Here is a 13,028-nt window from a genome sequence, read left to right on the forward strand (position 1 = left end):
TCTGCATGACGCAGAAAATATGCTTCAGCCCTTATGATAAGCCCTCTTCTTTTTCCATTTCTCTCCCATTTGAATTCCGTTGTCTTTATCGTTTATACTTGTTTTGACCCTAAAGTCAATTCAAGAACTCATAAGTTCCGCAGGTGAGGTGGATGTATCGTTAATGAACCCTATCCATGAAATGAATGAGAAGAAAAAGCTTATTATTACCACAGCACTCAAGCTGTTCTCAGCCAAAGGCAGTGCCGCAACCTCCATGCAGGAGATTGCAGAGATATGCGGCATGTCCAAGGGCAGCCTCTACCTCATGTTCAAATCCAAAGAGGAATTAGAAGCCAGTACGATGGAGTACTGCATATTCACGCTCATGGACGAAATGTCCCAAATTGAACATGAAGCCGGGCTCACTTCGAGAGAACGTCTTCACAAGCAGATTGAAACACTGCTTGTCCATGTATCCGAGCTGAAGGAATTTTTACGCGTGCAAATGCGCAGCATGATGATGGACGAAGAGCAGCATCGCAAGGAAAGGTGCAAACCGCAGCACAAGGATCTGGAAATCCGCACCCTGCACTGGTTTAAGGACAAACTGGAAGATCTGTACGGACCAGAGATTGAGCCCTATACCATTGACCTTATTTTGCTCACGCATGGTCTGTTCCTCTCCTACGTCAAAATCTGGTTTACGGAAATGCCTTCCCTTACCGTATCCAAGATGGCAAGCAACATGCTGCAAACGATTGATTATGCAGCTCGCGGATTGTTAGATCAACGACCTGCCCCTTTGATTCCTTTGGAGCATTGGCCCGCATGGAACAGTGATTCAGATACAGATTCTACAGTGATGCGCCATCCCATTCACATCATCAAACAGATGAAGGATATCATCACTTCCGATATGCCTCCAGGGCAATTGCGCAATGACGCGCTGGAGACCATCGCCATTTTGAGACAGGAAATGATGGAATTCACACCGCGGCGTGCCATTATTCTGGGCATGATGCGTAACCTGGACCACATTCCTGACATCCAGCCATTGCACTCCGAGCTTCAGCATATTATGGATGCCATGTATAGCCGGTTCATCCAGGCTGACTCGTCACAACAATAAAGAAATACAGGGAGAAACAGAGAGGAGAAGAAACCATCGTATGAAAGGAATCATTAATTTTTCACTGAACAACAAGTTTGCGATTTGGATTCTGACCATTATCGTTTCCTTCGCCGGTTTGTACAGCGGACTGACGATGAAGCAAGAAACCATTCCAAACATCAATGTGCCATTCTTGAGTATTACGGCCATTGATCCAGGAGCAGCTCCTGAAGGTATTGTGGAGGATGTCACCAAGCCACTCGAACAGACCTTAAGAAATGTAGAGGGAATTAAGACACTGACCTCCACCTCCATGGAGAATGCCTCTTCCATCACTCTCGAATTTGATTATGGTACTGATCTGGACAACGCTACAGCAGCGGTACGTGAAGCATTGAATGAGGTACAGCTGCCGGATGGTGTGCAAAAACCAACCATCTCCAAATTCAGCATCAACTCCTTCCCGGTTGTCTCGCTCAGCTTGTCTGACAAGGACGGCGGCGATCTGGAACAATTGACTCGACTGGTTGAAACGGATATCCAGCCTGCACTCGAAGATATTGACGGTGTAGCTCAAGTCCAAGTTTCGGGCCAATTTGTTAAGGAAGTTCAACTGAAGTTTGATCAGAAAAAAATGACTGAACTCGGTTTGACTGAAGATACGGTTAACGGCATCGTTCAAGGATCTTCTGTCCGTGTACCACTCGGACTGTTCGAACTGGACAAGGCACAGAAAGCGGTTGTTGTTGACGGCAATATCATCGATCTGGATGATCTGAAAAATCTCGCCATTCCGGTTGTACCAAGCGGTGCAGGAGCAGGCAGCGGCTCGGCTACAGCGCCACAAGGGGCCGGCGCGCAAGCTGGCGGAGCAGCTCAAGGTGCAGCACCAGGCTCTGCACAAGGTACTGACCAGGCTGCAGGACAAGCCGCTGGCGGAAATGCCAATGTCGGCAGCACTTCAGGTGCCGCTAACGCACCTGGAATTCCAACGGTTAAATTAAGCGAGATTGCCAAAATTGAAGTCATTGGTCAGGCGGAATCCATTTCCCGGACAGACGGCAAGGAATCCATCGGGATCTCCATCGTCAAATCTAATGATGCCAACACGGTAGATGTCGTTAAGGCAGTTAAAGACAAAGCGGAAGAGCTGCAGACGCAGTTCAAAAATGCTGAGTTGACTGTTTTGCTCGACCAAGGTAAACCTATCCAGGACTCGGTAAACACGATGTTGTTCAAAGCGCTGTTCGGTGCTTTGTTCGCCATTCTGATCATTCTGTTGTTCCTGCGTGATATTCGTTCGACCATTATTTCCATTGTCTCCATCCCGCTCTCCTTGCTCATTGCATTGACTGCACTGAATATGATGGACATTACGCTGAACATGATGACCTTGGGTGCCATGACGGTTGCGATCGGACGGGTTGTCGATGACTCCATCGTTGTTATCGAGAATATCTATCGCAGACTGTCACTCAAGGGAGAAAAACTCAAAGGCCGTGATTTGATTCGGGAAGCTACCCGGGAAATGTTCATTCCGATCCTCTCTTCTACCATCGTAACCATTGCGGTATTCCTGCCGCTGGCACTCGTAAGTGGTATGGTCGGTGAGCTGTTCATGCCATTTGCCTTGACTATGGTCTTTGCTTTGCTGGCGTCCCTGATTGTGGCCATTACGATTGTACCCATGCTGGCACACACACTGTTCCGCAAAGGTCTGAAGAACAAGAAGAATCATGATGAAAAACCAGGCAAGATGGCGGAAAGTTACAAACGACTCTTGAACTGGACATTGTCACACAAACTTATCACCGTTGGCGCTGCTGTATTGCTGCTCGTCGGCAGTTTGTTCCTGTATCCGTTCATCGGTGCAAGTTTCTTGCCGGAACAACAGGATAAATATGTGACTATTACGTACAGCCCGGAGACTGGAGCTTTGCGTGAGGATGTTGAAAAAGAGGCACTTGTAGCCGAGAAGTGGTTACTGACGCAGCCTGGTCTGGAGAAAATGCAGTATTCCATCGGCGGCAGCAATCCGCTGAGCAGCATGGGCGGAGGCAGCTCCAACTCTGCTCTCTTCTATATCGAATATAACGAAGATACGAAAGACTTCACCAAAGTGAAAGAACAGCTTGTGGAAGGTCTGAAGAAAGAAGTTACTGTAGGAACCTGGAATGAGCTTGACATGTCCGGGGGTCTGGGAGGCAGCAGCTTGAGCCTGTCCATCTATGGTGACAATGTAGATCAGATCAAACCTGTATCAGATGAAATTCTGAAACTGGTTGAAGCAGACACTGAATCTTTTGAAAAAGCGGACACTACACTCTCCGATACCTACGGGCAGTACACGCTCGTCGCCGATCAGGAAAAACTGAGCTCGCTGGGTCTGACTGCTGGCCAATTGGCCATGACGCTCAGCCCTGCACGTGAACGTCCGGTGCTCACGGAAGTGGATATCGACAACAAAACGTATAAAGTCTATGTAGAAACTGACAAAAAGACATTTACCAGCATTGCTGATATTGAAAACGAAAAAGTGACCTCACCACTCGGCATTGAAGTACCAATCAAAGATGTCGCAAAAGTGGAAGAAGGCACTTCACCGAACTCCATCATGCGTATTGATGGCAAAGTCGTTGTGCAGGTATCAGCCAACATTCTGGCTTCCGATGTGCAAAAAGCTTCATCAAACTTGCAGGCGAACATCGACAAACTGGATCTGCCAGATGGTGTTGAAGTGAAGTTTGGCGGTACAACCGAACAGATTAATGACACGTTTACCCAACTTGGTCTGGCCATGCTGGCAGCCATTGCGATTGTATACTTTGTGCTTGTCGTGACGTTCGGAGGCGGACTGGCGCCGTTTGCCATCCTGTTCTCCCTGCCGTTTACCGTCATTGGTATTATGGTCGGCCTGTTCGTGGCTGGTGGTACGCTTGACGTATCTGCCATGATGGGTGGACTGATGCTGATCGGGATCGTGGTCACCAATGCCATCGTCCTGATCGACCGGGTTATTCACAAGGAAAAAGAGGGAATGCCTACTCGTGAAGCCTTGCTGGAAGCCGGAGCAACGCGTCTGCGTCCAATTCTGATGACCGCACTGGCTACCATCGGTGCCTTGCTGCCGCTGGTGACAGGACTCGAAGAAAGCGCAGGGATCATCTCGAAAGGTCTCGGAATTACTGTAATTGGCGGTCTGATCAGCTCCACGCTGCTGACGCTGGTTATCGTGCCAATCGTGTATGAGTTCCTGATGAAGTTCAAAAAGAAAAGAATTGAAGATTAAGGAACAGATCTATCTGTAAACTATAAATCCCTTGCTCCTTGGCTTATGTTGGAATGATCAAAAATTCCGATATAATACCAAGGAGCATTTTTTTGCTCACACGTTCAGTCTCTAACAGGAGGTCATTATTTTTATGGTACAGAGGTACAAATTAGGAAACTATATCTCCCGCCTTGTCGCATGGGTTATTCTTCTCTCTGTGATCACAGGCAGTATTCAAGGTACAGCGGATGCACTGTCTAGTGAAGTAAAGGATTTGCCTGACATTTCATCCAATGAAAGATTACGTTATCGTGCCACATTTGACGGGGTCGTTCAGGACAGCAGATTAGCCGTGACGGTGAAGATTAGTACGACCAGCTTTGATACTGGAGAACGAATCAAAAAAAGCTATGCTTTTGATCAGCCTTTACCCAAGCATCTGAAGAAGAATTCATCCAATAAAACGGATTGGAGGAATCAGGGTGAGGGTCAGCTTACTATGACGCCTATGGGATTAAAAGCATATGGAATTCTGGATCCTGAAGATGGCAATGGCGGAGCTCTCTATGAGTTTAACCTCAAAACTAAAACATTGAGAAAAGTCGCGGATTTCCCTTCAGATGCTCAAATATTCGTTTACCCTTCAGCAGGGGCTTACATGCTAGAGAGCAATTCGATCCGGAAACCGATGTCCTACCTGTATCGGATCGCAGATGGTAAGCCTATTCCCACCACCACGCGTTATCCTAATCGATTTAGCGGTGTTGGCGAAAGATTCATGCCGTGGTTTACCCAACTTCCCAGCTATGGTACACACATTATTGCAAGTAATGATGAGAAAGATCCGTCAAGGTTCACCTTGGTTGATGGTCAACGGAAGAAGCTAACAATTAAGGGTTCAACGGACGAATCCAAAAAGGACTATACACTCAAGATTATTCCTTTCAAGAATGAGAAGCTGGAGCTCTATATGCCGCATACATACACCCCTTTCTCCAATAACACATCAACACTTAGTTATACCAAGGGCAAAAAGAAAATCAACCTGTTCAAAGGCAAAGGATATATCATGACTTTTATGTCGCCAAATCAAAAATATATGCTACTCTCTCAGGAAATCGAGGATAAAGGGAAGTTGCAACAACTACGAATGTATCTGTATGACCTTTCCGACGAGCCCAAGTTGGTGCGGGAGATCAAACCTCATTACGGACTCGGGAGTCGGGACGTGGTATGGTTCTCTGATGATTTGATGATGATTAATTACAGCACCGGCATGCCGAATACATTTCCGCCCATGTTCTATTCCATAACAAGTGACAATGCCATGCCTGCTGACGATCAAACGTTCCTCTTTTATTATTCGTATGATCATCGAGACAACTACTGGGATAATTTCAGCTATGATGGATTAAATTCACTTAATGATCCTGTACCATTTATCTACAACGGCGAATACTTGACCTTTAAAGGCCAGGGATCATTTACGATGAAAGGCAAGACCTATTTTCCGGTTCAAGCTTTTGCTGATCAAGTAGGGGTAACGGTAACAACGAATGCTACGCATATAACGCTAACCAAAAATAGTTATTCCGTGACATTGTTAAAAAAAGAGCTTCCCATAACGTTTGGAAAACTATATATGACCACCGCTGATCTAAGAAAACTCGGCTTCAAGTTCACGTATGCAGGTATACACGGATTTGAATTCAAAGATAAAGATTAAAGTTCTACTATTACAACAGAATAAGTTGTAGGGTGAATAGGTACTTCTGGCTTCGCATCAAGCGTCGACCGGAAGTACCTTTTTTTGAATTAACGATAACCCAAGGTTGTATCTTTTTCTCTATCCATCCCCCTATCCACTTATAATGTCACCTTAATATACACAGAAGTAATCTTGTTTGGGTAAATCCATAAAAAGAAAAGCTTATTTTGTAAAATAAAACAAATGGACGTGAGATTTCAGCCCATCTGCTGTAAACAGACTTATAATATGGCTTAATTATGTAAGTTCACGTTTTCCAGTCAGATGATGCCTTCAATACATCTCATTAGAACAAACGCTCTTCAGAAGCCCGACTTACAAAACGGGTATGTAAAACTGCATGAATTTGTGGGAAGGTCGGTGATTGTGTGGGGGAAACGACGCTGCATATTCAGATCAGAGACATGCTGAAACGTCCAGTGTTCCGCAAGGCTGAGGTGCTCGCCAGTGAACGGGCCTTGGAGCGATATGTGCGCTGGGTGCACATCATGGAGGTTACCGAAGTAGGCAATTTGCTAAATGGCGGGGAACTGGTGCTGACGACCGGCATTGGCTGGCAGGATGATGAAAAGCAGGGACTGTCTTTCATGCGCCAGTTAATTGCTCGCGGAGCTGCAGGACTCTGTATCGAACTTGGAGTTCACACCAAGTCCCAGCTTGAACCCATGAAAGAACTTGCAGCCAAAGAAGATTTTCCACTGATCTGGTTCCACGAACAAGTACGTTATATCGATATTACACAGGACCTGCATTTCGCCCTGATTCGCAGCCATCAGCGTATGCTTGCCGAGCTCGACAGCCTCACCACCTCGTTCAACCAACTTCTTTTGAATGGAGACGGTGTACAACCACTGCTCCGACTATTGTCTCGCACAACGGGTTATCCTGTAGCGTTATATCCACTGGATGGGGAAGCAAGTGCCGTTCCCTACTGCCCTCCAGCCCAATTGGAGATTCGTCGACAGGAGTGGTTGACACATCGTGTTCATTCGGAAGATGGAGATCATTCGGTAGATCATTTCGTTCAGAGGAATCATTCGGTGTATTCAATGGATGCACTCACCCTGCCTGTTCAGGCGCTTGATTATGCATTTGCCGATCTGGTGCTGTTGCTCGAGAAGATGCCGGATCACGATCAAGAGCTGCATAACAGACCCTCTGAAGAGTTCATCATCCAGGCACTGGAACGTTGTGCAGCCGCCATTGCTCAGGACTGGATGCGCACCAAATACATGGAGGAAAAACGACGCTATAAGGAAGATATGTGGGTCATTGACTGGCTTAACGGACATCATTCTGCGAAAGAAATCCATGAATATGTATCTGCTGCCAACGCCCAGCTTGCTTCAGGAAAAGGTACCGTCATTTTGTTCGATAGCAACCCCAGCTACACAGACAGTCTCAAGCTGCAGAAACTGCTGATTCAACGCAATATCGTTGCCCGTTCCGTGTTCTCGCGGGAAGGCTTTGCCCTGTACAGCACGGTTTTAAACCAGCAGATCATTCTGATTGTACTTGACCCTTTGCCTGGATCTCAGCGAAAAAGCAGTCTTTGGCGCTGCATCGAACAGCTGCAGCAGCATGAACAGGAACAGACCCATCGCCTCTTCTCGGGTCTGTTCGGCATAGGTCATAGCTGTGCTGATCTATCACGTCTGAAAGACAGTCTTGAGGCAGCCAAGGATACCTTGCGCATTCAGAAGGATATCGGTGTGATGCAGCAGCCCTTTTACAGCGATCTCCACTGTTACCGCATTATTGCCAGCATGAAGCAGAGCGGGAGTCTGGATGATTTCATTGAGGAATATCTCGGTCCGGTCATTCGTTATGATGCGGAAAAAGGCGGCCAGTTGCTGCGTACGCTTAAACAATATTTTATTCTATGCTGCTCCAAGCAGGATACGGCCACGGCTTTGTTTATCGTCCGACAGACGTTATATCACAGATTACACAAAATTGAGACACTCCTGGGTGACGACTATACCCTTCCCGAGAAACGCGTCGCCATCGAACTTGCCATCTATGCATATGAATACGTTCATGGGCCACTCGCGTGACCTTCTACGCTCCTTTTTGCTCCTGAAGCTGCCTGATGAGGATCTGACTGAACCACTTCCGCCCACACGCCGTACCCACATATTGCTCCTGTTTCTCTCCGGGAAGGTCGGGGTGCCCCCACACGACATGAGCACCCTCCAGATGTTCCCGAACGGCATAGATCCGATACCCCTGCGCCACCATTCGTTCAATCGCTATCTTTTCGGCTTCAAATATATCATGGTCAGACATCAGCTTCACCCTCCATTCACTGCCGTCACAGGCTGTCTTACAGGTAATGGTGCACCGGCATCATATTTATCACGCTTCACATAGCGACCCGCACCTGCCGCTCCGACAAACTGTCGGTCCCGAATCACATATTCCCCGCGGCATAGCACTGTCACCGGACACCCCTGGATCTGCATGCCTTCAAAGGCGCTATAGTCCACATTCATATGGTGGGTAGCTGCCGAAATCACCCTTGAGATCGATGGATCAAAAATAACGATATCCGCATCTGTCCCCACAGCAAGGGTTCCTTTCTGCGGAAATAGCCCAAATAGCTTGCTTGCTCTTGTAGAGCACAGATCGACCCATTGATTCAGCGAAATCCGGCCCTTCACTACCCCTTCGGAATACAAAATGCTGAGCCGATCCTCAATGACAGGTCCGCCATTTGGAATTTTACTAAAATCATCCCTCCCCAAATCCTTCTGTCCCTTGAAGTTAAACGAACAATGATCCGAGCCAATCGTCTGCAATTGACCGCTCTTGAGTGCATTCCACAGCACTTCCTGATGAGAAGCTTCACGCAGCGGTGGGGACCAGACATACTTTGCTCCTTCAAAATCCGGTTGATCCATCTTCGATTGATCCAGAGTTAAGTACTGCGGGCAGGTCTCGCCCCAGATTCGGTAGCCCATGTCTCGCATATGCGCAATCTGCTCCACGGCTTCGGCACAGGTCACGTGCACCACATAGAGCTGTGAATCGGCAAGTGCTGCCAATCGTGCCGCACGCCCTGTAGCCTCACCCTCCAGCATGGATGGTCGGGTAAGAGCATGGTGAATCGGCTCGGTTCTCCCATCCGCCAGCGCCTGCCGGACCAGCAGATCAATAACATCACCGTTCTCGGCGTGTACCATGACGAGTGCGCCGTACTCTTTGGCCTTTTGCAGCGTCTGAAAAAGAATGCCATCATCGGCCTGGAACTGATTTTTATATGCCATGAACACCTTGAAAGAAGACACCCCTTCTTCTTCAATGATCTGCGGCAGTTCTTCCAGCACCTGATCATTCATCTCGCCAATCATCAAGTGAAACCCGTAATCAATGGCGGCTTTGCCCTCGGCTTTGGCATGCCACTCCTGAAGGGACTCCAGCAAAGGTCGGCCTTTTTGCGTCAAACAGAAATCAATGACCGTCGTTGTGCCGCCGAAGGCAGCAGCTGCGGTTCCCGTTGCAAAATCATCCGCCGTCACCGTTCCGCCGAACGGCATATCCAGATGAGTATGCGGATCAATCCCGCCAGGGATGACATAACAGCCGGAAGCATCCACAACCTCCATCCGTTCATCCGGCACAAGTCCCATGCCAATCTGCATGATCTTTCCATTTTCAATGTAGATATCCGCTTCAAACGTATCCGACGCTGTGACCAACATTCCATTACGAATCAATTTGCGGGTACTCATGATATCGCCTCCTTGGTGGATTGATCTCTGGCCGATTGCAGCAGGGCAATCGCAGACTGACGGTCATTCCAGGTTAACGGTTCCTGTTCATGTGCGATCTCTATCATCTCAATTGCGCCGTCCACCGGACAGACAATCGAGCACAGATTACATCCGACACAATCTTCCTCAACGACCTCCAGATAGGAGCCAGAGGGATCAGACAGCATATCAATACATTGATGCGAGGTGTCCTCGCAGGCGATATGGCATTTGTTGCAATTGATGCAGACATCGCGGTTGATGCGGGCTACCACTTTGTAATTCAAATCGAGATTGCCCCAATCCGAATAACGCGGAACTGTCTGACCAATCAACTCGGATACACTTCGCAGACCTTTCTCATCCAAATAATCGTTCAAGCCATCGATCATGTCCTCCACGATACGGAAGCCATGATGCATGGCTGCGGTACATACCTGAACCCCCGTCGCACCCATAAGTAAAAACTCCGCGGTGTCCCGCCAATCGGATATGCCTCCGATACCGGAGATGGGCACCCCCACTGCCGGATTGCGGGCACACTCGGCAACCATGTTGAGCGCAATCGGCTTCACAGCCGGACCGCAGTAGCCGCCATGCGCCCCTTTGCCACCTACATGCGGCACAGTATTCCAGGAATCGAGATCCACACCCGCCAGGGAGTTAATCGTATTAATCAGGGAAATCGCATCCGCACCGCCGCGCACCGCCGCCCGGGCGGTCGCCGTAATATCAGTGATATTGGGCGTTAGCTTCACAATGACAGGTGTGGTCGCCACTTCCTTCACCCACATCGTCTGTAATTCGACCAGATCCGGCTGCTGACCTGACGCTGCTCCCATGCCACGTTCGGCCATGCCGTGTGGACAGCCAAAGTTCAGCTCCAGCCCGTCTACGCCGACAGCTTCGACTTTTTTCACAATCTCATGCCACTTCTCGCGTTTCGGTTCCACCATGAGTGAAGCAACCACTGCCCGATCCGGGAAACGCCTCTTGGTCTCGGCGATTTCACGCAGATTCACCTCGAGCGGACGGTCGGATATTAACTCAATATTGTTAAAACCCGCGACGCGTTGCCCACCAAAATGAACGGCTGCAAAACGCGAAGAGGTATTAATGATAGGCTCGCCCAACGTCTTCCAGACGGCACCACCCCAGCCAGCTTCAAAGGCGCGCTGAACCTGATATCCGGTATTGGTCGGCGGCGCAGAGGCCAGCCAGAATGGATTCGGCGATCGAATACCTGCCAGATTAATGGATAAATCAGCCATAACGATCCCTCCTTGGTGTGGTTTGAACTCACTAGTTACACTGGAATATTTGGTCGTGCTCAGGCTCTCTGCGTAGTAATGGTTTTTCAGGATAGCACCTAAATTCTAACGAACCGCAGACCTCTTATTTGACTCATATGTGGTGAATTCAAAATCTAAGGAATCGTAGAAGTCTTATATTGCTGTAATAACTCATTTCGGCTTTATTTCAACGGTCTTTCATCAAAATAGGACGTGTGAGATTCGTTAGTTTCTTCAATCCTTCATAATCGCCACTATAAGATGTGTGGAGTTCGTTAGCGCGTCAGGGACACGAGAATTTGATGCACACCCACACCTCTTGCTCAGCTTTATTCCTCTGTCACTCTCGCTGTCCCCTTGCGCTCTCCCACCCGTACTCTCTCCTTGCACCCTTTCATTGCACACTTTCCGTGCAATCTCCACTTTCCCTTGTCTCCCTCGCTGCTCACGCCGTCTCTTCCACCTGTCCGGGCAATGCCTTCATCACCGATGCAGCCGCCAGCTTGCCCTGCTGTGCTGCGGAAACCACCATCGCTTCGCCCTGTCCCTGTCCGAAGATCACATCCCCTGCCGCATAGATCTGTGGATGGGACGTACGGTACGTCTGTGGTTCCACTTCAACAACACCCCAGTGATGACGCAGGCCAAATGCCTCAATTAATGGCAGCAGACGGTTCTGTCCAATGGCTCGAACAACAGTGTCACATTCAAGCATGAACTCCGATCCCTCTATCGGCACAGGCAATGCCCGACCACCTCCAGGTGGAGTAACCAGCTTCATTTTCACACATTCTATCGCCTGGACTCGCCCATTCTCGTCTCCAATAAGGCGCTTCGGCATAGTGAACCAACGGAACTCCACACCCTCCTGCTTCGCAAATGTATATTCAAAGGCATACGCTGTCATCTGGCTCTCCCCTCGTCGATAAAGCATCTGTACACGCTCGGCCCCTAGGCGTACCGAACAGGTCGCTGCATCCACCGCTGTATTGCCTGCACCAATAATGGCAACCTTCAGACCGTTCAGAGCCGGGGGTACACCCTGCTTCGTGGATTCCACCAGCTCAATGGCATCATAGACACCCTCCAGCGTCTCTCCTTCAATGCCAAGCATCGGAACAGCGCCCATTCCGCAAGCCAGAATAACGGCTTCGTGCTGCTCCAATAACTCTTCAGCGGACACATCCACCCCGATACGCACACCATACCGAATCTGCACACCCAGTGCTTGCACCTGTTCGACTTCCCATAAAGCTACGGATTCCGGCAGGCGAAAGGACACGATACCATACGTGTTCAGCCCTCCGCCTTTCGCTTTGGCTTCATAGATCGTCACCTCGTACCCTGCTCGCCCCAGCTCTCTAGCCGCAGACAATCCCGCAGGCCCTGCACCTACAACTGCAACACTTCTTCCGTTGGCAGGCGCTGCCTTGAATAACGGCTCATTCTTCGTCCGTGCCCAGTCTGTTGCATATCGCTGCAAATCACCGATACGAATCGGCTTGGATGATTCATTCAGTACACAAGCGCCTTCACACAGTTCCTCTGTCGGGCACACCCGTGCACAACTTGCACCAACCGGGTTGGCTTCCATAATGGTCCGAGCCGAGCCTTTGAGGTGACCTGTCGAGATTTTTTTGATAAACGAAGGAATATTGATGTCGGTTGGACATGCCTTGATACAAGGTGCATCATAACAGTACAGACAGCGGTTCGATTCCTCCATCGCTTCCTTTCCCGTCATTGCAGGCTTCATTTCGGTAAAACGACTCTCCCATCCGTAATCGGACAACGTTGCCCCTGCGCTGTTCATCATGTCTTGCACCTCCAAGGTTGATCTCTGTTATCC

Annotated in this window: 8 protein-coding genes; 4 read left to right on the plus strand and 4 right to left on the minus strand. The window is 49.0% G+C overall.

Going from position 1 to position 13,028, the window contains the following annotated elements:
- Positions 1 to 163 precede the first annotated feature (163 nt).
- The 4 genes from MHB49_RS31475 to MHB49_RS31490 all read left to right on the plus strand — a co-directional run bounded on the left by MHB49_RS31475 (position 164) and on the right by MHB49_RS31490 (position 8,189).
- Positions 164 to 1,111, plus strand: a complete 948-nt coding sequence (locus MHB49_RS31475; RefSeq protein ID WP_405154197.1) for a TetR/AcrR family transcriptional regulator — start codon at positions 164 to 166, stop codon at positions 1,109 to 1,111.
- Between the two features lie 40 nt (positions 1,112 to 1,151).
- Entirely contained in the window at positions 1,152 to 4,382 is a 3,231-nt protein-coding gene (locus MHB49_RS31480) for an efflux RND transporter permease subunit (RefSeq protein ID WP_405154198.1), read from the plus strand.
- 133 nt (positions 4,383 to 4,515) lie between these two features.
- A complete protein-coding gene (locus MHB49_RS31485; protein WP_405154199.1) occupies positions 4,516 to 6,090 on the plus strand; it encodes a hypothetical protein in 1,575 nt (524 codons plus the stop codon).
- Between the two features lie 410 nt (positions 6,091 to 6,500).
- Positions 6,501 to 8,189, plus strand: coding sequence for a PucR family transcriptional regulator (locus MHB49_RS31490; protein ID WP_405154200.1), 1,689 nt, complete (start codon positions 6,501 to 6,503; stop codon positions 8,187 to 8,189).
- A 4-nt stretch (positions 8,190 to 8,193) separates the two neighbouring features.
- Here the strand turns inward: MHB49_RS31490 and MHB49_RS31495 are convergent, their stop codons facing one another.
- The 4 genes from MHB49_RS31495 to MHB49_RS31510 form a co-directional block, all read right to left on the minus strand.
- Positions 8,194 to 8,421, minus strand: coding sequence for a hypothetical protein (locus MHB49_RS31495; protein ID WP_405154201.1), 228 nt, complete (start codon positions 8,419 to 8,421; stop codon positions 8,194 to 8,196).
- A gap of 5 nt (positions 8,422 to 8,426) precedes the next feature.
- On the minus strand, positions 8,427 to 9,866 hold the full coding sequence (gene hydA / locus MHB49_RS31500; protein ID WP_405154202.1) for a dihydropyrimidinase: 1,440 nt from the start codon (positions 9,864 to 9,866) through the stop codon (positions 8,427 to 8,429).
- Positions 9,863 to 11,158, minus strand: a complete 1,296-nt coding sequence (gene preA, locus MHB49_RS31505) for an NAD-dependent dihydropyrimidine dehydrogenase subunit PreA (protein ID WP_405154203.1) — start codon at positions 11,156 to 11,158, stop codon at positions 9,863 to 9,865. The genes hydA and preA overlap by 4 nt, the downstream gene beginning before the upstream one ends.
- Before the next feature lie 466 nt (positions 11,159 to 11,624).
- A complete protein-coding gene (locus MHB49_RS31510) occupies positions 11,625 to 12,992 on the minus strand; it encodes an NAD(P)-dependent oxidoreductase (RefSeq protein ID WP_405157280.1) in 1,368 nt (455 codons plus the stop codon).
- Positions 12,993 to 13,028 lie beyond the last annotated feature (36 nt).

It is taken from the genome of Paenibacillus sp. FSL K6-0108 (assembly GCF_045040695.1).
In the GTDB taxonomy this organism is placed as follows: domain Bacteria; phylum Bacillota; class Bacilli; order Paenibacillales; family Paenibacillaceae; genus Paenibacillus; species Paenibacillus pabuli_B.

Bases quoted from the DNA above. Each gene is read 5' to 3' on its own strand.
- MHB49_RS31475 (WP_405154197.1), top strand. From the start codon at position 164: ATGAACCCTATCCATGAAATGAATGAGAAGAAAAAGCTTATTATTACC.
- MHB49_RS31480 (WP_405154198.1), top strand. From the start codon at position 1,152: ATGAAAGGAATCATTAATTTTTCACTGAACAACAAGTTTGCGATTTGG.
- MHB49_RS31485 (WP_405154199.1), top strand. From the start codon at position 4,516: ATGGTACAGAGGTACAAATTAGGAAACTATATCTCCCGCCTTGTCGCA.
- MHB49_RS31495 (WP_405154201.1), bottom strand. From the start codon at position 8,421: ATGTCTGACCATGATATATTTGAAGCCGAAAAGATAGCGATTGAACGA.
- hydA (WP_405154202.1), bottom strand. From the start codon at position 9,866: ATGAGTACCCGCAAATTGATTCGTAATGGAATGTTGGTCACAGCGTCG.
- preA (WP_405154203.1), bottom strand. From the start codon at position 11,158: ATGGCTGATTTATCCATTAATCTGGCAGGTATTCGATCGCCGAATCCA.
- MHB49_RS31510 (WP_405157280.1), bottom strand. From the start codon at position 12,992: ATGAACAGCGCAGGGGCAACGTTGTCCGATTACGGATGGGAGAGTCGT.